The organism is Sedimentitalea arenosa, from assembly GCF_016428585.1.
Taxonomy (GTDB): domain Bacteria; phylum Pseudomonadota; class Alphaproteobacteria; order Rhodobacterales; family Rhodobacteraceae; genus Sedimentitalea; species Sedimentitalea arenosa.
This window is the reverse complement of record NZ_JAELVR010000014.1, coordinates 1-24,932: the sequence shown is the minus strand read 5'-3', so window position 1 is coordinate 24,932 and position 24,932 is coordinate 1. Positions and strand designations below refer to the sequence as shown.

The following is a 24,932-nucleotide window of genomic DNA, read 5'->3' as shown; positions in this document are numbered from 1 at the left end:
AACAATGGTTGAATAAGGAATGCTAATGATGCGGAAATTTACCAACCTGCAGACCGATCTTCTACGGACCTTCGTGACCGTGGTCGACCTGCGCAACTATACGGAAACCGGGAACATTCTTGGGCGGACGCAGCCGGCGATATCCCTACAGATCAAGCGCCTCGAAGAGGTTGTCGGCGCCAAATTGCTAAAGCATGAAGGCAAGAAAGTAGAGTTGACGCCAGACGGACAGACCCTTCTTGGCTACGCACGCGAAATGCTGCGCCTCAATGACAGGGCCGTCGCGAACCTGCAACAAGCCGCCTTCCTCGGAACGCTCAGGATTGGCCTGCCGGTCGACTATTCAATCGACTATTTCCAAAGCGTCATAGCCAAGTTCTCCCGCGAGAACCCCGCTGTTTTGCTGGACATTCGCTGCAACCGAAGCCCTGAGCTTCTTGCAGCCCTTCATGTTGATGATCTGGATATGACCATCGCCATCACGGATGAATTGCCCGCACCACACGTCTCCATCTACTGGTCAGAACGGCCGGTTTGGGTCTGCGCCCGCGAGCACAAGGTCGATCGGGATCAGCCGCTCAGGGTGATCGCGCATCCCGATGGCTGCTTCTATCGGAAGCGTATGATCGACGCGCTGAATACCGAAGGGCGCGATTGGCGCGTGTCCTTCGAAAGTCTCGGCGTATCAGCCCTCCAAAAGGCAGTTCTGGATGGCATGGGCGTCACCGCGCTGACAAAGAAGACGTTGCTGCCCGGAATGCGGGTCCTCACCACCAGCGATGGCTTCCCGAAATTGTCAAGCATCCATATCGGGCTGTTCTACAAGCACATAAAGATGTCCGATGCCGCGCTAAAGTTGATCGAACAGATCACGGAGGATGTGTCAACTTTCCGCCTGCCGACGCGCGCTCGCGCCGGGTAATGTACACGCTCACCAAGGTAAATTTGAAATTCTTATGGTGAGATGATTGCAATTAATTTTTCGCCGCATCACCTCACTGCTACGCAGACAAGGTCACTGTTAGCAGAGAGGAATATCGACAATGGACGACATGCTCCACGTCATGGAATGGCACAACGGCGAGAAGGAGTTTTCGCCCTTTTCGGATAACGAAATGGCCCGTCGCCAGAACGAATTGCGCAACTGGATGGCCAAGAACGATGTCGATGCGTCGCTCTTCACCTCCTATCACTGCATCAACTACTATAGCGGATGGCTGTACTGCTACTTTGGTCGCAAATACGGCATGGTCATTGACCAGAAGAACGCGACGACCATCTCAGCAGGCATCGACGGAGGCCAACCGTTCCGCCGGAGCTTTGGCAACAACATCACCTACACAGACTGGCGTCGTGACAACTTCTACCGCGCGATACAGCAACTGACACCCGGTGCCAAGCGTATCGGCATCGAATTCGATCACGTGTCGCTGGAATACCGCCAACTGCTGCAGGATGCTCTGCCGGGTGTCGAGTTTGTCGACGTTGGCCAACCGTCCATGTGGATGCGCACGATCAAGTCTAACGAAGAGATCAAACTGATCAAGGAAGGCGCACGCGTGGCCGACGTCGGCGGTGCGGCTGTTGCTGCAGCGGTCAAGGCCGGTGTTCCCGAGCACGAAGTCGCCATCGCCAGCACCAATGCGATGATCCGCGAGATTGCCAATTCCTTCCCGTTCGTCGAACTGATGGACACCTGGACCTGGTTCCAATCCGGCATCAATACCGACGGTGCACATAACCCGGTCACGAACAAAAAAGTGCAGTCGGGCGATATCCTGAGCCTCAACACCTTCCCGATGATCTTCGGTTACTACACGGCGCTAGAACGCACACTGTTCTGTGATCACGTCGATGATACAAGCCTCGACATCTGGGAGAAGAACGTTGCTGTGCATGAACGTGGCCTTGAACTGATCAAGCCGGGCGCGCGCTGCATGGATATCGCGATCGAGCTCAACGAGATGTATCGCGAGTGGGACCTGCTCAAGTACCGGTCCTTCGGCTATGGCCACAGCTTCGGCGTGCTGAGTCATTACTATGGCCGCGAGGCCGGTGTCGAACTTCGCGAGGACATCGAAACAGAGTTGAAGCCAGGCATGGTTGTCTCGATGGAACCGATGGTCATGATCCCCGAGGGTCAGCCTGGCGCCGGCGGCTACCGCGAACATGACATCCTGGTCATCAATGATGACGACACGGTGGAAAACATCACCGGCTTCCCATTTGGCCCCGAGCACAATGTCATCAAGAACTAAGGTCAGTGCTGTCTCGATAGCGCACAATATTGCTATGGTCAGCGCCCTGTTGGCGCTGGTCGTAGTGGTAACCCTCCTATTGCGTGAAACCCAAAAGCATGGCTACACAATGATTGCGCGTGGGGCGGACGTACCGATCTTCATCCAATCGAACAGCAGCGACTAAACCATGCTGAGCAAAATGATTGGCGCTACCGTTTCGTTGTCTGACGGCATTGGCCGTCAGACAACTTAACTCTTCTTGAGAACCTGATGTGAAAATGCGTAACCAAGCACTCCAAGAGTTTCTAGACGCGGCAAAATTAGCGTATTCCTTCCGTGCGCGAGATCTGAACTCTGTCAGCTTGGTTGAACGGGTTTTTGCCACCCTTGAGGCTCCCGCGCCACAATCAACGTCCGACAGCGGTCGGCTTCCGGTGTGCCAGTATCTCACGGATATTGCGGAATCTTCCGCCTCCGATGAGTCTGATCTTCGACAGGTGATGAAAACATTCTTGAGGATCGAACCACTGCTCCGGTGGCGGCGGCGCCAAGGGGATTGGAGCGGTGCAAGCGAAGGTTTTGCCGAAAAACACGCAAATGCGATGATTGTCGGTCCCGGGGGACTTGAACCGCGAGAGGACATCGGGCTGGGTGTATCGCTTCTCGGTCCAAACGTGCGGTACCCCGATCACAGGCACCCACCCGAAGAAACCTATCTTGTCATGAGTGCTGGGGACTTTCGTCAAGGTCAACTGGATTGGGTCCATTTGGCTGGGGGCGAAACCTTCTACAATCCGCACAATATCGTGCACGCGATGCGGTCATCCGATCTTCCCCTGCTCGCTTTTTGGGCTCTGAAGGAATAGCCGGGAACATGAAATTAATAGCAAAACGTGCCGCCGCCCGTTTTCCGAGCTTTCTAAGTTATGACGCCGATCACGCAGAACTCCACGACACTACATTGCCAACCTCCCCCTGCCACGAGCTGAAACTAGCGCAACGCCTCCGCGAGGATTGGTTCACGAGACAGCCATGTACCAATAAGTACCAGATATGACGCGAGCGAAAACGCAGGTAAGGAATGTGCAAGGACGCGCTAGCGTGGCAGTATTCCGTGCAAGGAGTGGTGTTTTCCCGATCTTTACGGGCTCACGTTTCCGGTAACCCTCCGAAACGCGCTCTCAGGCCCGAGGGAAGGCGACTTGGCGCTGCGCGCAACGTGCGCACGACACACCCGTCAACGATTTTCAATGTACCTCTCAGAGGGCTCTCTGCACCCTCTCGGGAGAGGAGCCGCCGCATTGATCGACTCTGGTACCCATTGCGCAAGACAGTGGAACGGTTCGTGGAAAGCGCGCCATCACCGGACGTAGGCGCGCTAGGCGACATGCCCTGTTCCAAGCCTCATTGGTCGCATCAAATCACAATCTCACCCTGAATCCTTCGCTGACCGTCTTCACAGGCAGGAAAGCCGCACAAAATCATTGTCACTGCAGTCGCGCGAAAGCTCGTCGTCACAGCCAAAGCTCTGTGCAAACGACGTCTGGGATGGGTGCCGAGAGTCCTCAGAGAGATACAGAACGGCCAGGTTCGAATCTGTCCCGGCTAACACCTTCACGCCACTCCATCTCGTTTTTGGCAATTCAACAGCCAAGTTTTTCTGCGTTATCCGAGCCGTTGGCCTCCTCGCGATAAGAGTCTACGTGACCAACGCGCGTTTCTGGAATTGCGCGTCCTTGTAGCGTTCTTCCTCAAGGATTTGTTCCAGTTTGTCGACGGCATCGATGATATCAGCCTCATTCACGAACAGCGGGGTGATGCCAAAGCGCATGACGTCAGGGGCCCTGAAATCACCGATCACGTTGTCAGCGATCAACGCTTGCATGGCGGCATAGCCCTGCTCGAATGCGAAGGACACGTGGCTGCCGCGCGCGGCCGGATCGCGCGGGCTGACCAGCTTCAGGCCGGGGCAACGGGCTTCAACCTCGCGGATGAACAATTCTGACAGTTCGATAGACTTCGCGTGAACCTCGTCCATGTCGGCCTTGTCCCAGATGTCCAATGCAACCGACAGAAGCGCGAAGGACGCGATCGACGGTGTGCCGATGCGCATCCGTTCGATCTTGCCCGGCATCGGGCGGTAATCGGTATCGAAGGCGAAAGGCGCTTCGTGGCCATACCAGCCCGACAGGAACGGCTCGACCGTATCCAGCAAGCGGGGCGCAACGTATATGAAAGCCGGGGCGCCAGGGCCGCCATTGAGGTATTTGTAGGTGCAGCCGATGGCGAAATCGGTGTCAAATCCGCCCACATCGACTGGCACCGCGCCCGCTGAATGCGCCAGGTCCCACACGACCACTGCCCCAAGTGCATGCGCCTTTTCAATGACAGCTTTCATGTCATGGCGGCGGCCCGTGCGGTAATCCACTTCGGTCAACATCACTACGCCGACCTCTTCGGTGATGGCGTCCATGACGTCCTCGGGGTCAGGTGTGCGCAGCGTATAGCCCGCGTCCCTCAGCTTCATCAGCCCTTCGACCATGTAGAGATCGGTTGGGAAGTTGCCGTTGTCCGACAGGATAACCCTGCGATCCGGAACCATTTTCATACCCGCAGCCACCGCCTGAAACACCTTGATCGAAAGCGTGTCGCCCACGACTGTCGTGCCCTCTGCCGCACCGACCAGACGCCCGACACGGTCGCCCAGCGTGTTGGTCTGCATGAACCAGTTTTTGGTATTCCAGCCCTTGATCAGCTCGGTGCGCCATTCGTCGTTGAGAAAGCTGGTCATGGCAGGCACGGAGGCGCGCGGCATCGGACCAAGAGAGTTGCCGTTCAGATAGATCATGCCCTCGGGCAGATCGAATTGCTGTCTTGTCCACTCAAAATCAGTCAATTTTTGTCCTTTCTCAACGTGCATGCGCCTTTCTTTGTCAACATGCTTGCCCGCTCCCACGGGCCTGCATGTCATTGTCGGTTTTCATTTCGGTGCCCCGGTTTCTGGGCGCATTCCAGAAACACTCGCAGCTTGCAGTCCTTGCAGATTCGATCGTCGGCAGCGGCAACGGAGGCGGCGATGGCTTCGCCCTTGTTGTTGTGCAGATGATCAGGACCAAGCTCATCAAAGACGTGCAGCCTTTTCAGGATACGCAGGGAAGGCGCGTTTGTCGTGAAGATATGAAAATCCGCTCCGGCCTTTCTCGCCCGCCGAATTTCTTTCAGCAAGAGGCCGGCGCCCGACATGTCGATTTTCCACAGGCCCTTCAAACCCATCAGCTTGGTTTTGGGAACCGGACTGGCGGCCTCTGCCCGACGGAACTGCTGTTCCACATTCTCGACCGAGGCAAAGAACAGCGGTCCGTCCACACGGATGACGGAAATCTGCGGGCATTCGGGCAACCCATAGGTGGCCGCGTTCTTGAACACCCGTCTTCCATTGATGTCGGTGGGCGCACCGATGGCGACGATGGGATGGGCGCTGTCATAGAGAAAGACGCAAAGCGAGGTGATCACGCCGACGACAATGGCAAGGTCCAGTTCGGTGAAGATCCCGGTCAGGAAGGTGGCCGCCAGAATGGCCGTTTCGCTCCGGTTGGAGGTCAGGACATGGCGGATCTCGGCGAAATTGATCAGCCGGTAGGAGACGAACAGGATCACACCAGCCATCGCAGGGACAGGCACGTATTTCAGATACGGGGCCAACACCAAGAGCAGGAAGACCAGAAAACCGGCTGCACAGATCGTTGAAACGGGCGTTTGAGCACCCGCATCGGCGTTCAGGCCGGACCGCGTGAAGGAGCCCGATCCGGCGTAGCATTGGAAGAACGACCCAACCGCGTTGGACAGCCCCTGCCCCACCATCTCCTGGCTGGAATCGTATGGCTCGTCCCGGCGCAGAGCAAAGGACCGCCCGATGGAGATCGCCTCGAGCAGGCCGACGAAAGCGACCGTTGCTGCGACGGGAAGAAGCTCGGCAAGCAGCGGCAGGGACATGTTCGGCGCGCCAACGGTCGGCACGATGGATCCAAGCGGGGAAAACATCGCGACCCCATGTTCGGGCGCGTTCAACAGCCACGCCACGCCGGAACCCATGGCCAGCGCGACGATGTAGGACGGTATCTTCTTGCTGAATTTCGACAGCACAATCAGTGTCAGGATCGTCGCGCCAGAGATGATCACGGCGGTGGCGTTGACGCCCCCGAATTGCCCTACCACGTGCACCAAACGCTCAAAGACGCCGCCGCCTGGACCTTTTTCAAGACCAAGCGCGCCGCCGATCTGGCTGGACGCGATCAAAAGCGCCGCGGCGGCGGTAAAGCCGATCAGAACCGAATGCGAGATGAACGAGATCAGCCCGCCCAGCTTGAACATGCCTGCGATCATCTGGATCACGCCGACCATCAACGTCAGCGTGAAGACCAGGGCAATGTACTCCTCGGAGCCGGGCGCCGCGAATTGCGACATGGACGCAAAGATAACCGCCGAAATCGCTGTAGTCGGGCCGGACACCATGATCATGGACGACCCCCAGATGCCGGCGATCAGGGCGACAACAACGGCGGTGTAAAGGCCGAATTCCGGCGGCAGCCCGGCGATGATGGCAAAGGCCACACCCTGCGGCAAGACGATGGCCGCGTTGGTCAGGCCAGCGATCGCATCGGCCCGGAGCGTGTCAGCGTTGACCTGCCCGAACCATGGGCGGACGGGGCTGAGCGATGAAAGCAATGCAGTCAAACGATGGTGCATGGAAACGCCCCGTTCCGATCCTTGCAGCCGGATTTGCTGTCAGGATCAGCCTTCCTGTCGCTTTTTGTCTGCGGCGAGCGCGGCCGCCAGATCCGCTTCGGTCCGAAATCCGATGATGATCCCGGCCTTGGCTTCGTTCAGATCCACGCCGCGTCGCTCGATCTCGGCATCCGACATCGTCGTGCGCTGGCTGATCCGGCGGGTCCATTGGAAGAAAAGCGCCTGCAGGCGGTCACATTCCTGCGCGTAGGCGGGGTCTGCGCCGAGGTCGTGAAATTCGTCCGGATCGGTTTCCAGATCGAACAGCATCGGGCGGAAGCCTTCGGCAAAGACGTATTTCCAGCGTCCATCGAACAGCATCGTCAGCTTGGCGTCGGCCACGCTCACGCCCAGACGACGGCGCACCTGGCGCATGGAATAGTCATATTCCGAGATGACGAAATCCCGCAGGCTCTCACACTGACCATGCATCAGCGGGCGCAGCGACTTGCCCTCGATGATGTGCGACACTTCCTGCCCGCCGAAATAGTCAAGGATCGTGGGTGCCACATCTATGGCTTCCACCAAGGCATCAGACACCGTGCCGCGCGTCGCGTCGGCCTCGCGGCTTGGATCGACCACGATCAACGGGATACGTGCGGATGGGTCGTGGAAAAGCTCCTTCTCGCCCATCCAGTGATCGCCAAGATAGTCGCCATGATCCGAAGTGAAGATGATCATCGTGTCATCCGTCAGCCCCTGAGCATCGAGAAAGGCCATCAATGCGCCCATCTGGTCGTCGATCTGCTTGATCAAACCCATATACGCGCCGATGACCTTGCTGCGGGTGGTGTCGTTGGTGAAGGCCTTGGACACCCGTTCTTCCATGAACGCGCCGAACACGGGATGCGGGTCATCCTTTTCAGCGTCGCTGCGCAGCACCGGGCTGTGTGTCTCGGGCGGGTACATGTCGTGATAGGGCGCGGGCACGATATAGGGCCAGTGCGGCTTGATAAAGCTCAGATGCAGGCACCACGGCGTATCGCCAGCCTCGCGGATGAAATCCATGGCGCGGCGGGTGATATAGGGGGTTTCGCTGTCCTCGTCGGCAGCGCGCGCCTTGAGGTCGGAATTGTCGAGGAACCAGCCGCTGAGGATGTTGCCGTCCTCGTCCTCACCGCTGTTGGCCACGCTGTCCCAGGGGTTTTCATCGTCCCAGCCGCGCTCTTTCATGTAGGCATCGTAGTTCTTGTTGCGCTTGCCATAGCTGGTGCTGGGGTGCAGCCCGTCATCGCGCTCATAGGGTTCAAACCCGCATTCTGCCACCAGCGCGCCGATGGTGCTGTCGGGCGCAAGGCCAAGGCGTTTCATCCCTTCGGCATCGGCGGCCATATGGGTCTTGCCACAGAGCACGGTGCGCACGCCAAGGGGGCGCAAATGATCCCCCAATGTCATTTCGCCCACTTTCAGGGGGATGCTGTTCCACGTCGATCCATGCGAACTGACATAGCGGCCGGTGTAGAATGACATCCGACTGGGGCCACAGATGGTGGATTGCACATAGGCCCGGTCAAAGCGCACGCCGCGTTTTGCCAGTGCATCGATATGCGGGGTCTCAAGGCCCGGATGCCCGGCGCAGGACAGGTAGTCCCAGCGCAGTTGATCACACATGATGAAGAGTACGTTTTTTGTCATGGGAGTATCCGGGCAAGATGTGAACGAAAAATCGGGAAACGGCCGGGGCGGGAGGCGCCCCGGCCAGCCGGATCAGCCTTTGGCCGCGTCCGGTATCTCTACGCCCAACTCGGTGAGTGCGCGCAGAGCGCCAGGGTGCAGCGCGAGGTTGATGTCCTGCACGGCACCTTGAGGCGTGATCGCGCGCAACCATGGCGCGCTTTCGCCCGCTTCTTCGACCCCGGCATAGAAAGCCTTGGTCATCTGGTAGATCATCTCCTCGTCAGCGTCCTGGTTCGTGACGATGCCCACGGTGACGCCAAGCGTGGTGACGTCGCTTTCGTTGATCTGGTTGTCACCGTAGATACCCGCGGGCAGGGTCGCCGCGCTGAAACCGGGACGGCCCACAAGTGCCTGCACGCCTTCGCTTTCCAGCGCATCGGCGGGAATGCCGAGGAACCGAATTTCGTTGGTCACGGCGATCTGTGTCAGGGCCGGGCTTGGCGCGTTGGTGGGGTTGCAATAGACGTCGATGTTCCCGTCCTGGAAGGCCGCAGCGGCGGCGTCCCAACCCAGGGTGACAGCCTCATAGTCCGTCCCTGCCTCAAGACCGGCAACCGCTTTGAAAAGCCGCTCCATCGTGGTGTAGGCGGCACCACCGGGAGGTCCAAGGAAGACCCGCTTGCCGGCGATTTGATCCATCGCGGTGATGCCCGACGAGCCGTAGACCGCGATGTGATAAACGCCCATCGGGAAGTTCAGCACCGTGCGCAGGTTCTTGACCAGTTCCGGGGCCTGCTCGATCTTTTCATACATTGCCGCCTGTCGGCGCATCAGCGCGTGGATCACCGGCGAGGACATGCAAAAATCGCTGCGGCCCATGGCAACTTCGAGAACGTGGCGAGTGGCAGCGCCGGTCGCATTCAACTGGATTTCATAATCCGGCAATGCGCCGTTCACGATGTTCACAAATGTCGTCATCACAAGGTTGGGGCTGGTGCCCGGCCCAAGAGTGGACATGCGCAAGAGTTTCTTGGCGAAAGCCGCGCGGGGCAGCGCCGCAAAAGCCGCTGCACCAGCGGCAGTGCCCAAAAGGGATCTGCGTGTCAGAGTTGTGTTGGTCATGGGTAGTTCCTCCTCAGTAGTCAGTGTTTTCAGGTATTTTCAGGGGTCAGGAAATTGCCGAACCGAACCACCGACCACAGCGCAGCGGTCGCTGCGACGGCAATCCACGAAACGAACGGTCCGAAGAACAGGAGCGCGAAGGCGAGAGCCAGCCCGACGGGCGCGTAGCGGGCCTTCCCCTTGCCCGGATAGCAGGCGCGAGAGATGTGCAGCACGGCCAGCGTCACGAACAGGATGGATTGTGCGGAGTCCGCCAGCGGGTATCCCGTGCCCAGAAGCATCGCGGGCTGGTAGATGAAGGCGAAGGGGATCACGAAGCCGGGCAAGGCCAGACGGGACGCTTCAATGGCTGTGCGCATCGCACCCGCCCCGGCGATGGGGGCCGCCGCGAAGGCGGCCAGCGCGACCGGGGGTGTGACCGCAGACAACACGCCGAAATAGAGCACGAACATATGCGTGTGGATGATCGGCACGCCAAGCTTTTGCAGCGCGGGCCCCATCACAAGCACGATGATCAGATAGGCGGGTACCGTCGGCATTCCCATGCCCAGAAGCAGACAGGCCAGAGCCATCAGCAGCAGTGACACCACCAGTTGTCCGTCCGCGTAGCTGGCCACGAGGGACGCAAACCGCAGGCCAACGCCGGTCAGGTTCAGAATGCCGATAATGATGCCTACGGCCCCCACGATTACGACAAGCTGTGCGGAAATCATGCCAGCCGAGCGAATGAACTTGATCCAGGATTGCAGGTCCGTCAGCAGGCTGGGTTTCAGCGCAAAGCCGAACACGATGGCGAAGGCAACGCCGATGAACCCGGCATAGGCGGGCGAAGACCCCCCGACCATGGCCACGACGATGGCCGTCAAAGACAGCATGAAGACGATGATCTGCGCAACCTCACGCCAGCCGAAGCTCAGCTTGGGCTGCTGGGACGTATCGAGGTCCATGTCGCGCGCCGCGCTGGAGGTCGCCATGAACAGACCCGCGTAGTACAGGATCGCAGGAACAGCCGCGGCAACACAGATTGTCAGGTAAGGCTCGCCCGTGATGTCGGCCATGATGAAGGCGACGGCCCCCATGATCGGCGGGGTGATTTGCCCACCGCTTGAGGCGGCAGCCTCGACGGCCCCGGCGAAATGCGCCTTGAACCCGCGCTTCTTGATCAGCGGGATCGTGATGACCCCGGTGCCAACTACGTTGGCCACCGCACTGCCCGAGATCGTGCCGAACAGCCCGCTGGCGATGGTTGCGGCCGCAGCCGGGCCCGAGCGCACCCGCCCCGTGGCCGCCAGCGCCAGCTTCACCAGCACCCTGTCGATCGTCAGGAATTCCAGAATGGCCCCGAAGATGATGAAAATGAGGATCGTCGAGACAACGGTGGCCATGGGGCGCCCGAACACACCGTCAAAGGAATACCAAAGGACCTGGATCAGCTCCTCGGAGGTCATCCCGGCATGACGCATGAAACCCGGGGCAAACTGCCCGATGGCGCCATAAATGAGAACGAAAGCCGCGACACCCGCCATGACCATTCCGACGGAACGCCGCGTCAGCTCGATCACGGCGATCAAACCGAGCGTACCCAGCCAGATGTCTGCGGAGGTCAGAAAATAGAGCCCGGTCTCGATTTCGGCGGCGGCGCGAAAATACTGAAAGACCGCGACACCCAGGAACCCCGCGGTTACAAGCGCCAGGAGTTTTCCCAAGGCGCTGTCGCTGTCCTCGACCTGCGCCAGCAGGATCAGCAGACCGCCGACCAAAAGCATACCGACCCGGAGGTAGGAGTCGCTGAAGACACCGAACACCGAGACGTAGAAGACAACGACAATCACCAAAGCGGACAAGGTCAGGCTCAGTCCCGTGACGGATTGCGACAGTAGTCTTTGCATGTGTTTCCTCCTCCTCCGGCCGGCTCAGTCGCGGGTTGTTTTCGCAAGCCGATGCGCGGTTTCGATAAAAGCTAGACAGAAATGTACATTTGGTCGAACATGCGTTTCACTAGGTGGAATGCGATGACCAAGTTGAACCGCTCAGTCGAGCGCAGCATGAAAATACTCGAAGTCGTTTCCGGTAGCGGTGTGACTTCATTGGCTTTTTTGGCGGATCAAACCGGTTTGCCAAAGCCCACGATCCTGAGAATTTGCGCAACGTTGGTGAATAAAAGATGGCTCGCGCAAAGCCGAAGCGACAGTCGATACAGAATCGGCTCACGATTCCCACGCCTTGATACTGCGCTTGATTCGATTGACGCTCTGGTCGAAGCGGGCAGCTCGGAAATCGTCCGCCTGTCCGAGACAACCGGGTTCGGAGTCGACCTTGCTGCGGCGATCGGAAACGGACGTGTCGAGATCGTCGACACGACCCGAAAATACGCTGAACACGGCATCTTTCCCGATTGTATCGGCTACCGACCGTCCCCGTTTCGCTCGGCCTTGGGATGTGCATTCCTTGCAGCTCTGGAAGCTGATGAAAGGGCTGATGTCGCGGCCAAATTGGCTGTGAACACCAAGGGCAAGGATCGCGAGGCCGCCTTGCGCCTGCCCGAAAAGCTCCGTGAGATACGGACACGAGGGTTTGCGACGCGGGAATACGGCTATTGGGGCCGTGCGGTGGATTATGGCGGCATTCCCAGTGCCATCAGCGTTGCAATTCGCGCCGACGATCACGTCATTGGGGCCCTCAGTCTGGTCTGGCTGGCCGAAAGGAAAAGCGTGGATGAAGTCGCAGACGCATGTCTTGATCGGCTCATCGCGGCCGCAGACGCCATAGGTCGGCAATTCGCCTCCGGCTCGGACCTGTAAGCCACTGTTTCGTTATTCCTGTTGGGTCAGGACCCCCTGTCCGACTGCAGGAATGTCCGCGCCTGCCCGCCCGTCTCAAAGATGTGCGTGCGCGCATCAGGGAAGACTTCGCCCAGCTTCATCCGCATGAACGCAGACCCGGAATAGCGCGACACCTGTGCGTAGTACCGTTCGGTCAGTCCGGCCACCATTTCGGCCCAACAGCTTTCGAGCGCCTCGTCAATGCGGAAACCGTCATAGTTCACGATGACATCCACCCGGCGACCGTGAGCCTCGCAAGTCTTGGCAACAGTCTCCCGGACAAGATCGATTTCGTCGCCCGTCCGGATCCGCATTTTCTCGAAGTTGAGGAACAACTGGCCCAGAGTACGATCCAGCGCGACGCGGTCTGGCAGATCAAGGTGCAACAGGTCGGTGCGCAGGTCCATCTCGGCTTCGCGGAAGATGCGCGACTCCATCGGGCGCAGGTCGTCAATCATCGGGGCCACGTCCATCAGGCTCAGAATATCGCGCTCAAGATCGATACCCGGGGCGATCTCGATCAGTTTCAATCCATCCGCGGTCAGCTCAAAAACACAGCGCTCGGTCACATAAAGCACCCGCTGACCCAGACGTGCAGCGCGCGCGCCTGAAAAGGAAATCTGTTCGACATGGTCAAGGAACTTGCGCGCCCTGCCCTCCTTGCGGATTTCAACCCCGTCTTCGCTGATCTGAACATCCAACCCCTGCGCGGTAAACGTACCCGCAAAGACAACGGCGCGGGCGTTCTGACTGATGTTGATGAACCCGCCAGCACCCGCAAGCCGCGGCCCAAAGCGGGAGACATTGACGTTGCCAGCGGCATCGGCTTGCGCAAGGCCAAGACAAGCAAGATCAAGACCGCCGCCATCATAGAAGTCAAATTGGTTGTTTTGCGGAATGACCGCATCGGTGTTGACCGCCGCGCCGAAATCGAGACCCGAGGCCGGCTGACCACCAATCACGCCGGGTTCGGCCGTCAGAGTCAGATGCTCCAGCAAGCCTTCTTCGGCGGCGACCGAGGCCACTCCCTCAGGCATCCCGATCCCTAGGTTGACGACCCCGTTGACCGGCAACTCGAACGCGCAGCGCCGCGCGATGACCTTGCGTGCATCCAGTGCCATGGCCGGGATTTCGCCCACAGGCGGACGGATACGATTGGTGAAGGCCTGGCTGAAGGCGGTGCTGTAGGTTTGCAGGTGGTTCTCTGGCTTTGCCACGACCACGGCGTCCACGAGGATGCCCGGTATATGCACATCGCGTGCGGGCAATGTGCCTGCCCGCGCCACCCGTTCGACCTGTACGATCACCAGACCACCGGCGTTGTGCACCGCCATGGCCTGCGCCAGATTGTCGATGGTCAGCGCTTCGCGCTCCATCGTCACATTGCCGGCCTCATCCGCCGTTGTTCCGCGCAACAAGGCAACGGTCAACTTCTGCGACGGGTAAAAGAGGATTTCTTCGCCACCAACCTCCATCAACCGGACTTGCGGCGTGGTGGAATTCGCATTGATGGCGCCGCCCCCCTTTCGCGGGTCGACAAAGGTTTCCAGACCGACTTTCGACAGCATCCCCGGCTTGCCCGCCGCGATGTCCCGATACAGTTGACTGATCACGCCTTGCGGTAGATTCCAGCCTTCGATCTTTCCTTCGGTCGCCAGTTTCGCAACCTTCGGGATCAGCCCCCAATGACCGCCGACGACACGTTTCAACAGGCCTTCATGGCCCAGCCGGTTCAAACCTCGGTCTTTGCCGTCGCCCTGCCCGGCCGCAAAGACCAGAGACAGATCGCGCGGATGGCCGGTTTCGACAAACCGCGCCTCGATCGCGGCCAGCAGCTCATCCGGAACACCGATGCCGACGAAACCGGATGTCGTGACGCAATCGCCGTCCTTGATCAGGGCGGCGGCCTCGGAGGGCGAGACAACCTTGCTGGCCTTCATGCCGCTGTCCACCCACCATCCACCGGCAAGGCGATCCCGGTGATGTTTTCCGCCGCGTCTGAGCACAGGAACAGGGCGACACCTGCCAATTGTTCGACTGTGACGAATTTCTTGGTCCATTGCGCGGCCAGAAGCACGTCACGCTTGACCTCTTCTTCGGTCATGCCGCGCGACCTGGCTGTGTCGGGGATTTGCGCCTCGACCAGAGGCGTCAACACATAGCCCGGACAGATCGCATTGCAGGTGATCCCGTCCTCGGCCACCTCAAGCGCGATCGTCTTGGACATGCCCACCACCCCATGCTTGGCCGTGACGTAGGCCGACTTGAACGGCGAGGCGACGAGCCCATGCGCGCTGGCGATGTTGATGATCCGACCCCAGCCGTTGGATTTCATCGCCGGAATTGCCGCGCGCGCGGTGTGGAAGGCCGAGTTCATGTTGATGTCGATGATCATATCCCACTTGTCGCGCGGGAAGTCTTCGACAGGTGCCACCTGCTGGATGCCGGCGTTATTGACGAGGATATCGACGCTCCCGTGTTGCGCGATGGCTGAATTTATCAAGGACTCGATCTGGTCCGGCTTGGTCATGTCCGCGCCGTCATAGGTCACCCTCCCCGAAGCCGCGGCATCCAGTTCAGTGCGCGTCTTTTCGATTTCCTCGGTATCCCCGAAACCGTTCAGGACGACATTCGCGCCCGCCTGCGCAAACCCCCGCGCCAGCCCCAACCCGATGCCCGAGGTCGACCCGGTAACTACAGCTGTTTTTCCCGTCAGATCCGTCATTTTCCGTGTCCTCTGTTTTGTCGAGTATCCAGGCGTTTGCGCCTAGCTAGTGGGCTTCGGTCGAAGATTTGCCCGATGTATCGTTGTCCATCTGAGGTCGGCGGGTCGCGTCTGGCAGCCTGTCAAGAACATCATGCAGCCGTTCCATCAGGTCATGCAGTTGGTCCCTCTCCTCGGGGGAAAAGGCGCTCAGAATCGCAGCTTCAAACGACAGCGCCTCTGGCACTATCCCGTTGAATACGTAGAGCCCGCCTTCGGTCAGTTCGATTTCAACCAACCGGTGATCCTTGTCGCAGGTGGTCTTTCTGAGAAGTCCCGCCTTTTCGAGCTTGGCAACGGCACGGCTGACGGCGGGTTTTTCAAGGTAGACACTGTCGTGGATTTCACGGACGGACATTTTTTCACGACGTGCGACATGCACCAGCACCCGCCATTCCGGCGTCGAGAGGCCATATTTTTCGCCATAGACTTTCGACAGCATCTTGGTGGTCCGAGAGGACAGAACCGACAGTTTGTAGGGCAGAAACTCCGACAGATTGAAGTTGTCTGACGTCATATGGATCGGCCTTCCGTATTTCGTTGCATATGAAATGATCTTGACTCATCATCTCACAAACTGATATTCGTTGCAAGTGAAACGATTTTCTGACCCTCCGGTTGCCAGCCGACAAAACCCGACTCACTTGGCTTGGACCCGGTTGCATCACTGAAAGGAGCCGCACGATGAAAGACATAGATATCAGCCCCTTGGTCCAAGCCGATGGCACAACGACGACGCCCGGCTACATGCCCGGTTTTGGAAATGATTTCGAGACAGAGGCCCTGCCCGGCGCCCTGCCTCAGGGCATGAACAGCCCCCAGAAATGCAACTATGGCCTTTATGGTGAGCAGCTGTCCGGCACCGCCTTCACCGATGTGCGCCCCGAGCGCACCTGGTGCTACCGCATCCGCCCGTCGGTCAAACACAGCCACCGCTATGAAAAGATCGACCTGCCGCATTTCCGCTCGGCGCCCGACATCCACCCGGACGTGACCAGCCTTGGTCAATACCGTTGGGATCCGATCCCCCACACCGACGAGCCGCTGACATGGCTGACCGGCATGCGCACCATGACGACGGCGGGCGATGTGAACACGCAGGTTGGCATGGCCTCCCACGTGTATCTCGTGACCGAATCCATGCAGGACGAATATTTCTTCTCGGCCGACAGCGAGATGCTCGTGGTGCCACAAGAAGGCGGCCTGCGTTTTGCCACTGAGCTGGGCATAATCGACCTTGAGCCCAAGGAAATCGCGATCATCCCGCGCGGCCTTGTCTACCGGGTGGAGTTACTGGACGGACCCGCGCGCGGCTTTGTTTGCGAAAACTACGGCCAGAAGTACGAACTGCCCGGCCGTGGGCCGATTGGGGCCAACTGCATGGCCAACCCGCGCGACTTCAAGGCACCGGTGGCGGCCTTCGAGGACCGCGAGGTGCCTTCGACCCTGACCGTGAAATGGTGCGGGCAATTCCACGAGACGAAGATCGGGCAAAGCCCGCTCGATGTCGTGGCCTGGCACGGCAACTATGCGCCCTACAAATATGACCTGCGCAACTATTGCCCTGTCGGTGCGATCCTGTTTGATCACCCGGACCCGTCGATCTTCACGGTTCTCACCGCCCCATCCGGCCAGCCGGGCACCGCGAATATCGACTTCGTGCTGTTCCGTGAACGCTGGATGGTTATGGAAGATACCTTCCGTCCGCCGTGGTATCACAAGAACATCATGTCCGAACTCATGGGCAATATTTACGGCGAATACGATGCCAAACCGCAGGGCTTTGTTCCCGGCGGGATCAGCCTGCACAACATGATGCTGCCGCATGGTCCGGACCGCGAAGCATTCGAGAAGGCGTCGAACGCAAATCTTGGCCCGGACAAGCTGGACAACACCATGTCCTTCATGTTCGAGACGCGCTTCCCGCAGCAACTGACCCAGTTCGCAGGCAAGGAAGCCCCGCTTCAAGACGATTACATCGACTGCTGGGCGGATATGGAGAAGAAGTTCGACGGCACGCCGGGCAAGAAGTGACCGGGATGCTGACGCTTTATTCCTATTGGCGGTCGACAACATCCTACCGGGTGCGTGTCGCGTTGAATCTCAAGGGGCTGTCTTACGAGACAGTCCCGGTGGACCTTGTTGCCGGTGCGCAGCGCGCGCCGGACTATGTCGTCAGGAACCCGAGCAAGGGTGTTCCAACACTGGTGCTGGAGGACGGCACGGCGCTGACGCAATCGCTGGCGATCCTCGACTATCTGGATCACGTCGCCCCCGATCCCGCGCTTTTGCCGGAAGACCCATTGTTGCGGGCAAGGGTTCTGGCCGCAGGGCAGGTCATCGCGCTGGACATCCACCCGGTGAACAACCTCAAGGTTGTCAGCCGCCTGAAGTCCGAACACGGATTGAGTGCCGATCAAGGCACCGAATGGATGCGTCACTGGATGACCGAAGGCTTCCACGCCTATCAGGCACTGCTGCCCGATGGCCCCACCTACAGCTTCTCGGATACGCCGTTGCTCTGCGATATCTGCCTTGTTGCGCAGCTTTATAACGCACACCGCTGGGGCGTTGACATGACGCCCTTTGCCCGCCTGCTTGAGATCGAAAAACAGGCCCTGACATTGCCGGCCTTTGACGCCGCGCGCCCCGAAAACCAGCCAGACGCCACTTGAAGGATACACCATGACACAGCTCCTCCGCTCCTGGGTCGAAAGTGCCAATACGCCCGAGACCGATTTTCCGCTCAACAACCTGCCCTATGGGGCCTTCCGCTTCGGCGGCGGCGCGCTGCATGCAGGTGTCGCGATTGGCGACCGCATTCTTGACGTCACCGCCCTTGAGCAGGCCGGTCTGCTGGATCTGCCCGAAAACGGCGTCTTTGCCCGCGGCACATGGAACGATTTCATGGCGCTCGGCGCGGATGTCTGGGCCCGTTTTCGGGACCACCTGACCACGGCGCTGTCCGAGGGCGCCGCGCAGCGATCAGATCTTGAGGCGCACCTGGTCGCGATGGCCGATGCCACGCTTGAGATGCCCTTCAGTGTGACCGAGTTCACCGACTTCTACGCAGGTCGTCACCACGCGTTCAACGTCGGCAGCCTGTTCCGCGATCCGGCCAATGCCCTGCCGCCCAACTGGCTGCACATCCCCATCGGCTACAACGGTCGCGCGTCGTCTGTCGTGGTCAGCGGCACCGATATCACCCGCCCCAACGGCCAGTTGAAAGCGCCCGACGCGGACATGCCGGTGTTTGAGGCCTCCAAGCGGTTCGACCTGGAGCTGGAAATGGGCGCCATTGTTGGCAAACCGTCCAAAGGCCGCGTCTCGGTGCAAGAGGCCGATGACATGATCTTCGGCTACGTTCTTCTCAACGACTGGTCCGCACGCGACATTCAGGCGTGGGAATACGTACCGCTTGGACCGTTTCAAGCCAAGGCGACGGCAACCACCATCAGCCCGTGGATCGTGACCAAAGCAGCGCTCGAGCCCTTCCGCGCCTCAACTCCCCCGCGCGAAAAGGAACTGCTGCCTTACCTCGCAGAGCCGGGTCCGATGCTCTATGACATCGACCTCGAAGTGGGCCTAGCCCCTGAAGGCAAAGCCGAGACGATCCTGTCGCGCACGAATTACAACGTGATGTACTACTCTGCAGCCCAGCAACTGACCCACCACACCACCAGCGGCTGCCCGATGCGCGTGGGCGACCTTCTGGGGTCCGGTACGATTTCCGGCCCGGAAAAGCAAAACCGTGGCAGCCTGCTGGAATTGAGCTGGGCGGGCAAAGAACCGCTGACGCTGGACACGGGCGAGACCCGCACGTTCCTTGAAGATGGTGACACCCTGACCCTGCGCGGCGCGGCCAAAGGCGACGGCTACCGCATCGGGTTTGGTGACTGCGCAGGCACATTGCGCCCTGCCCCTGCTCTGGACTAACAGCCAGGATCGTCGCAGCATGTCTGCGGCGATTATCCCAATACATGTGAGATCATATGATCTGGAACCCGACCCAAAATCCGGAATGCCCTGACGGGTGCTGGCAGACGAATTCCAACCAGTCTCGTCTACGACAGTGACCCTGCCCGCTATGTGACGCAAAGGTCGCGCCACTCGGCTAGAGCGACGGCGCGGTTGGTCTTGAAAATGGTCCGGTTAGAAAGGCTGCGTTCCTGATTGAAGTGGTTACTGACGGAGGCGTGCACGGTCGCGAACTTCTGCAAACTGCGCATGCGCCGGAACCGCAGCATCGCCCGCTCCCGTCGTCGGAACGGCAGGTGCGAATTCTCGGCGCGGTCGCCCGCCAACGGTAGTGGCGCTCGCCGTTGATCTTCACGAACATCTCGTTCAAATGCCACCGCCAGTGGCTCGACTTCGTCCGCTCGATGCGACACTTCCGGATTTCGGCGGCGAAGATCGGACCAAAGCGATGCCACCAGAACCGCACCGACTCGCGGCTGATCTCGATGCCGCGCTAATGCAGCAGATCCTCGACGTTCCGAAGCGAGAGAGGGAACCGGACGTACATCATCACCGCCAGGCGGATGATTTCAGGCGACGTCTTGAAGTACTTGAAGGGTTGAGTTTGGTCATCTGAAAACGCTTCTCAGACCCCAGCCTCCACGCAAGCCACGTTCCCCTGACAAGACCGACACAGCCGTTCAATGCCATCGAAGGCGGCTTCGACTTTGCACTGCGCAGCGCCCCTTCCCGCATTGATGATGGCTTTGGCTGGCGCATCGGCCTGCGATGACGTTTAGTGCGGCGTGGAGACAGACTCGCGAAAGGCCGGATTCATGAACCTCCCCGCAACGCGCGCGCAAGGACTGCTTGCTGCCCTTGCGACCGTGACGATCTGGGCCGCTTTCATGCTGGTCACGCGGTTCGCGGTTCAGGGCAGTTTCACCGTAGAAGAACTCTTGATTCTGCGCCTTGTGCCCGGAGCCCTCGCCATGGCTCCGTTTATGTGGTGGTTGGGGATTACTCCACGCGGGCAGTCGTGGCCCCGCGCAGCGATGCTGATGGTTGGCGCAAGCGCGGTCTTTCCCTTCGTTGTGTCCATGGGGCTTGCCTATGCTCCCGCTTCGGACGGCGGTGCACTTGCGCCCGGAATGCTGCCGTTCTGGACCGCGCTGGCCGCCTATGCGATGGCAGGCGAAATCCCCGGCCCCCGCCGACGGCTTGGGCTGACGATGATCTTGGCCGGGGCGATGGTCGTGAGCCTGTGGCAAATCCTGGCCGGGGCTGATGAGGATGCCTGGAAGGGGCACCTGATGTTTCTGACCGGATCAGGTTGCTGGGCAGTCTATTCCGTCATTTTCCGCCAGAGTGGCCTGAGCCCCTTGCATGGCTTGGTCATCGGGCTGTTCTGGGGCACGTTGCTGATGACTCCCTTGCTGCTCGCGACTGGCAGAGTGAGCTTTGCCACCGCGAGTCTTGGCGACATCGCCGTGATGATCGTGCTGCAAAGCTTCATTATCGGCATCCTGGCGATGTTCCTGTTCGGCTACGCGGTGCAATGCCTCGGTGCCGCCGAAACCGCGGCCTTCGGCGCGTTGACTCCGATTCTCGCCCTTCTGGGAGGCGTGGCCTTCCTGGGCGAAACCGTCACCCCGCTCAAGGTGGTTGGCGTCATCCTGGTGGCCGCCGGCGTCTTCCTTGCCTCGGGCATTCTCAGCAAGACTCAAGCGATATCCGCGACCTGACACCGGCGCAGCACTACTGTGTCAATGGTGCCTTCCCGAATCGCGGCGACGGCGGGAGCGACCTTTCCCGGCACTGGTTGTGCCGCAATAGCGCCCAGTACGGCTGTGTCTTCTGACAACTCAACAATGGCTCCGAGGAACCCGGCAATTGACGCTCCGAAGACCATGTCAGGTGTCTCCGGGAGACGTGTCATCAGATTGTCCCCTCCACGTCCATCGGGCATCAGCTGCATCGAAGGCGTGTTACTCCCCGTTTCCTACGATAACAGCCTGCGGCACTTCGTAGATCTGCTGACCCAGAGTAACCACAAGCACGTCCCCCGAAAGTTCGCTACCCTGCGCATCGGAGGCGGTACCTTCCGCGGTCTCGGCATAGGCCAGTTCACCGTCTGCAAAATGCATGACGCGCTCGCCGCCGTCCGGATCATAGACCACCAAGACCGCGGAGTGGTCGCCGTCTCGCGCAACGCCATATTCGCAAAGCGCGACTTCCCCCTCGACCGAGCCGCGGCATTCGAGGGTACCGATATTGTCGAAAAGCCCCTGCCGCACCCGAACCGTGGCCGGCGCGGGTCGCAGATAGTCTGCCGCTGCCCAGCCCGTAGTTCCCGAAGCGTCCAGAAAGGTGATGTTGCACCAGTCATAGGTGTCACCGACCTCGCATCCCTGGTTTCGTAGGAGTGTTCCGGGCAAGACACGCGTGACCAAGGGCGCATCCGTTCCGGGCGCCTGTCGAATGTTCAGCGGGCCGCTGAGACCGTCCACAGTGACGAAGTCGATATCGAATAACGAAGCCGCCAATTCGGTCAGCTCCAACTGGCGTTCGCCACGGGACAGAGCGAATGCGCCGGTGAAAGGGTCATGCGTGAACGCAATTTGCCCCTCCAGCAGCTGCAGGATCGCTGCTTCCTGCCGCGCCAGGCCATCGTCGGGGCACGCCATTCGCGTCACGGCCAGTGGAGCCTCCACCACCAGCATGGCGTTCTCGAAACGTGCCGACCCGGTGAAGCTGTTGCAGCCGGTGTTTCCGGCCATGGCGCCATCCGCACCAAGCGCGATCTTGGGCTGCCCGATTGCGGGCGCTCCGTTCACCGAGACGATGGTCCAATCGCTCGCCCAGCCAAAGGTCGGCGACAAGCAGGCGGCGGCAAGTCCGATCGCCCCAGCAATGCGGCACAGATCACTCATTGGCTTCCTGCTCTACAAAGTCGGATACAACGACACTCTCGAACCCACCCGACGACTGCGAACAGGCCGCAAGAGCGATGCTTGCGAGCAAAAGAGTGGCGAAAGCGTTGAAACGGTTCTGCATCATTCCGGTCCGCCTGGCCATCACGACATGATCACGAAGTCGCGTTGCGAGCGGCTGTCGGGATGCAGCGGCAGATCGGTCAGGATGTAGATCATGCCCGGGTGGATATGTTCTCGGATCTGCTCCGCAAATGCCTGGTCAGAGCGCACGCGCGTGAGATCCTGCATCTCCGCGCTCTGCGAGCTGCCATACGTGAGCGCCTGCCAATGCATTCCCTTGACGCCTTCATGGGCCCCTTGCAGGACATAGACATGGTCGCCCAAGGGATCGCCATCCCATTCCAGCGGCCCGGAGGCAACCTCCACGTCGTTTTCGATGATCACGATCTTGCGGTCATGCGAGGACGCAAGCATCGTGGTGACCGGATAGGCATCGTCCAAGGCCCAGTCCGCGGGATGCTTGCGCCCTTCCAAGGTGGAAACGACATCCTCGAACTCGTCCTCGGCATAGCGCGACAGAACCATTCCCGGATGCACCACGTCAATGGGGAAGTGATGCTCGTCGGCGATGATGACCGGCGTCCCGAGGTGCGTGACCTCGAACAGCAGGGCCGAGAACTTCAGCGGCAGACGCACGCACCCATGCGAGGCCGGATAGCCCGGAAGGTTGCCAGCGTGGAGAGCTATGCCATCCCATGTCAGTCGGTTCATGTTGGGCATGGGCGCGTTGTTGTAGGTCGACGAACGGTGATTTCGGTCTTTCTGCAGGACGACGAAAACTCCCGTCGGGGTTTCATGACCGGACTTGCCGGTGGAACAGGTCGAGACCGCAATCCGAACGCCGTTGCGATAGACATGGACCCGTTGATCCGTCAACGACACGATGACCGCGACCGGCCCGGCGGGCTGACGCTCGGGATGCCAAGTAAACTCGTTGGGTTTGAGCTCGTGGACCTCTTTATAAACATGTTGTCCTGCAAGCGGGCCAGCGAACAGTGCCAGCGCTGCTCCACCGGAAGCCGCCAGAAGCATTCGCCGGGTCGGGGCGGTCGGGTCGGACATGATTGGAGGTCTCGGGTTCTGCCAAAACGGTATCTCGGTCAACGATGCCCACACGGTGTAGCCTTGTAAACCCGATTATGGGCCTCGGCGAGGTATCTGCCAATTGGAACCTTTTCGACAAGGTGGAGCTGGGGGGATGCCGCACCAAGTCATGCCATCCGAGATCATCAGCTGGACAATCGGTTCAGACCACACCAATCGGCGATAAATAGCGCTAGTACTTCGGTCGTGCGCAGAAGCGACTCCAGGTTCACACGTTCATCAAAGCCATGAATGTTTTCGGCTTGGGCACCGTAGCAGAAAGCAGGAATCCCGTAGTACAAGCCGTAGAAACGCGTATCGGTCAGCGCAGTCATTTTCCGTTCCGCCAGTTCAGCCCCTTCTCCGAATACGGCTGCATGGCTGCGCCGCAGGGCTTCAAGACCTGGCTCGGTCTCTGGCCCAAGAACGTACCCTTCGGCTTGAAAACCATTCCAGACGACCTCGGGAGGGTTGTTGGACAGGAACGGATGGTCACGCGAGGCTGCGGCAACACAAGCCTCGATCTGGGACTTCGCCGCCTCAAGATCCTGACCTGGCAACACACCCATGCGACAGTCCACATAGCACCAAGAGGGCACGCTTGACGCCCAATCCCCACCGGCGATCCTGCCCGGGTTAAAGTTCAGTGGATGCGGCACGTCGCCATAGACAGGGTCATTTGCGGCCTGCGCATTCCAATCCGCCTCAAGTTTCTCAAGTGCGCGGATCACGTCGTGCGCAGCCATGATAGCATTCGACCCTTCCTGGGCCACGGCAACATGCGTAGGTTTGCCTTTCACCGCTATGCGGAACCAGAGCACACCAATCTGCGCTCGATTGACGGTGTGCCCGGAAGGCTCTGGAAGCAAGGCAAGGTCAGCGCGATATCCTCGCTGGAGCGTGGAAAGCGCGCCAAGTCCTGTACTTTCCTCTTCGATTACCGACTGGAGATGTATGCGAGCGGCAGGTTCGAAGCCGGCATGGCGCAAGGCATCCAGAGCGAAGATCGCGGCGACTGTACCAGACTTCATGTCGCCTGCCCCACGGCCATACATCCAGCCATCGATGATTGCGGGCTCGAAAGGAGGATGTGTCCACATATCGAGAGGGCCGGTCGGCACAACATCAAGATGCCCCTGAAGAATGAGCGACCGGCCGCGTGTCACACTGGGTCGATGGGTGCCTACGACAGTGCGCGCACGAGAGAAATCACCGTGGATCGGCCCGAACCCCGGCAGTGGCTCCAGGTCTCCGAGATGCACTTGCCATTCATCGATTTCGTATCCTCTCTCGTGCAAAGCAGCGGCGATGAAATCCTGCGCTGGGCCTTCTTGGAAGCGCAGGCTGGGAATACGGACAAAATCGGCGAGAAATGAGACTTGCTTATCGAAGCTGCTCTCTATCGCTTGGAGAAGGAGTTGTTGAGTTACTGTCAAATCTGGTGTCCAGGCGATCATCATGCGGCGGCTTGATCTTGGTTTGATGGCTTGATGCCGTTGATGAAGTCGACGCCTTCGATGACGTCGGCGAGATGAGCGAATCCGCG

At 59.6% G+C, this 24,932-nt stretch carries 19 protein-coding genes and 1 pseudogene; 8 read left to right on the top strand and 12 right to left on the bottom strand.

Translation table 11 applies throughout. The features are described from left to right. Positions 1-28 precede the first annotated feature (28 nt). The 3 genes from JF290_RS18335 to JF290_RS18325 all read left to right on the top strand — a co-directional run bounded on the left by JF290_RS18335 (position 29) and on the right by JF290_RS18325 (position 3,106). Entirely contained in the window at positions 29-922 is an 894-nt protein-coding gene (locus JF290_RS18335) for a LysR substrate-binding domain-containing protein (RefSeq protein WP_199026359.1), read from the top strand. Between the two features lie 121 nt (positions 923-1,043). Then, entirely contained in the window at positions 1,044-2,258 is a 1,215-nt protein-coding gene (locus JF290_RS18330; protein ID WP_199026358.1) for a M24 family metallopeptidase, read from the top strand. A 260-nt stretch (positions 2,259-2,518) separates the two neighbouring features. Further along, positions 2,519-3,106, top strand: coding sequence for a dimethylsulfonioproprionate lyase family protein (locus tag JF290_RS18325; protein ID WP_199026357.1), 588 nt, complete (start codon positions 2,519-2,521; stop codon positions 3,104-3,106). 833 nt (positions 3,107-3,939) lie between these two features. On the opposite strand, the gene kynU is transcribed toward JF290_RS18325, so the two are convergent. The 5 genes from kynU to JF290_RS18300 form a co-directional block, all read right to left on the bottom strand. Continuing rightward, the gene (gene kynU / locus JF290_RS18320) at positions 3,940-5,136 is read right to left on the bottom strand and encodes a kynureninase (protein ID WP_199026356.1); all 1,197 of its coding nucleotides are present in this window, start codon (positions 5,134-5,136) and stop codon (positions 3,940-3,942) included. 71 nt (positions 5,137-5,207) lie between these two features. Continuing rightward, entirely contained in the window at positions 5,208-6,986 is a 1,779-nt protein-coding gene (locus tag JF290_RS18315; RefSeq protein WP_199026355.1) for a SulP family inorganic anion transporter, read from the bottom strand. 45 nt (positions 6,987-7,031) lie between these two features. Then, entirely contained in the window at positions 7,032-8,660 is a 1,629-nt protein-coding gene (locus JF290_RS18310; RefSeq protein WP_199026354.1) for an alkaline phosphatase family protein, read from the bottom strand. A gap of 72 nt (positions 8,661-8,732) precedes the next feature. Continuing rightward, positions 8,733-9,764: a TAXI family TRAP transporter solute-binding subunit gene (locus tag JF290_RS18305; protein WP_199026353.1), complete on the bottom strand. Its 1,032-nt coding sequence runs from the start codon at positions 9,762-9,764 to the stop codon at positions 8,733-8,735. 29 nt (positions 9,765-9,793) lie between these two features. Beyond that, positions 9,794-11,653: a TRAP transporter permease gene (locus tag JF290_RS18300; RefSeq protein WP_199026352.1), complete on the bottom strand. Its 1,860-nt coding sequence runs from the start codon at positions 11,651-11,653 to the stop codon at positions 9,794-9,796. Between the two features lie 123 nt (positions 11,654-11,776). Between JF290_RS18300 and JF290_RS18295 the strand changes: the two genes are divergently transcribed. Beyond that, entirely contained in the window at positions 11,777-12,565 is a 789-nt protein-coding gene (locus JF290_RS18295) for an IclR family transcriptional regulator (RefSeq protein WP_199026351.1), read from the top strand. 26 nt (positions 12,566-12,591) lie between these two features. Here JF290_RS18295 and JF290_RS18290 read toward each other — a convergent pair whose 3' ends face one another. From JF290_RS18290 to JF290_RS18280, 3 genes are read right to left on the bottom strand one after another with little or no spacing between them, the layout of a single operon-like run. After that, complete coding sequence (locus JF290_RS18290) at positions 12,592-14,526, bottom strand: acyl CoA:acetate/3-ketoacid CoA transferase (protein WP_199026350.1); 1,935 nt, start codon at positions 14,524-14,526, stop codon at positions 12,592-12,594. Continuing rightward, the gene (locus JF290_RS18285) at positions 14,523-15,311 is read right to left on the bottom strand and encodes a 3-hydroxybutyrate dehydrogenase (protein WP_199026349.1); all 789 of its coding nucleotides are present in this window, start codon (positions 15,309-15,311) and stop codon (positions 14,523-14,525) included. The genes JF290_RS18290 and JF290_RS18285 overlap by 4 nt, the downstream gene beginning before the upstream one ends. A 46-nt stretch (positions 15,312-15,357) precedes the next feature. Beyond that, positions 15,358-15,792 (bottom strand): MarR family winged helix-turn-helix transcriptional regulator, encoded by a 435-nt coding sequence (locus JF290_RS18280; RefSeq protein ID WP_227363278.1) that lies wholly within the window; start codon positions 15,790-15,792, stop codon positions 15,358-15,360. A gap of 242 nt (positions 15,793-16,034) precedes the next feature. Here JF290_RS18280 and hmgA point away from each other — a divergent pair, with 242 nt between their 5' ends. The 3 genes from hmgA to fahA are packed head-to-tail and all read left to right on the top strand — an operon-like array spanning position 16,035 to position 19,286. Next, the gene (hmgA, locus tag JF290_RS18275; protein ID WP_199026347.1) at positions 16,035-17,384 is read left to right on the top strand and encodes a homogentisate 1,2-dioxygenase; all 1,350 of its coding nucleotides are present in this window, start codon (positions 16,035-16,037) and stop codon (positions 17,382-17,384) included. A 5-nt stretch (positions 17,385-17,389) separates the two neighbouring features. Continuing rightward, on the top strand, positions 17,390-18,025 hold the full coding sequence (gene maiA, locus JF290_RS18270) for a maleylacetoacetate isomerase (RefSeq protein WP_199026346.1): 636 nt from the start codon (positions 17,390-17,392) through the stop codon (positions 18,023-18,025). 10 nt (positions 18,026-18,035) lie between these two features. Next, the gene (gene fahA, locus JF290_RS18265) at positions 18,036-19,286 is read left to right on the top strand and encodes a fumarylacetoacetase (RefSeq protein WP_199026345.1); all 1,251 of its coding nucleotides are present in this window, start codon (positions 18,036-18,038) and stop codon (positions 19,284-19,286) included. A 149-nt stretch (positions 19,287-19,435) separates the two neighbouring features. Here the strand turns inward: fahA and JF290_RS18260 are convergent. Then, positions 19,436-19,878 (bottom strand): annotated as a pseudogene (locus tag JF290_RS18260) (hypothetical protein). Positions 19,879-20,143: 265 nt separating this feature from the next. On the opposite strand from JF290_RS18260, the gene JF290_RS18255 reads away from it, so the two are divergent. Then, positions 20,144-21,052, top strand: a complete 909-nt coding sequence (locus JF290_RS18255; protein WP_199026344.1) for a DMT family transporter — start codon at positions 20,144-20,146, stop codon at positions 21,050-21,052. A gap of 243 nt (positions 21,053-21,295) precedes the next feature. Here JF290_RS18255 and JF290_RS18250 read toward each other — a convergent pair whose 3' ends face one another. From JF290_RS18250 to JF290_RS18240, 3 genes are all read right to left on the bottom strand, one after another. Beyond that, positions 21,296-22,240 carry an META domain-containing protein gene (locus JF290_RS18250; protein ID WP_199026343.1) on the bottom strand — a complete coding sequence of 315 codons (945 nt, stop codon included), beginning with the start codon at positions 22,238-22,240 and terminating at the stop codon, positions 21,296-21,298. A gap of 144 nt (positions 22,241-22,384) precedes the next feature. After that, entirely contained in the window at positions 22,385-23,365 is a 981-nt protein-coding gene (locus JF290_RS18245; RefSeq protein ID WP_233155560.1) for a L,D-transpeptidase, read from the bottom strand. A gap of 167 nt (positions 23,366-23,532) precedes the next feature. Beyond that, positions 23,533-24,846 carry an ArgE/DapE family deacylase gene (locus tag JF290_RS18240; protein WP_233155559.1) on the bottom strand — a complete coding sequence of 438 codons (1,314 nt, stop codon included), beginning with the start codon at positions 24,844-24,846 and terminating at the stop codon, positions 23,533-23,535. Positions 24,847-24,932: the final 86 nt, after the last annotated feature.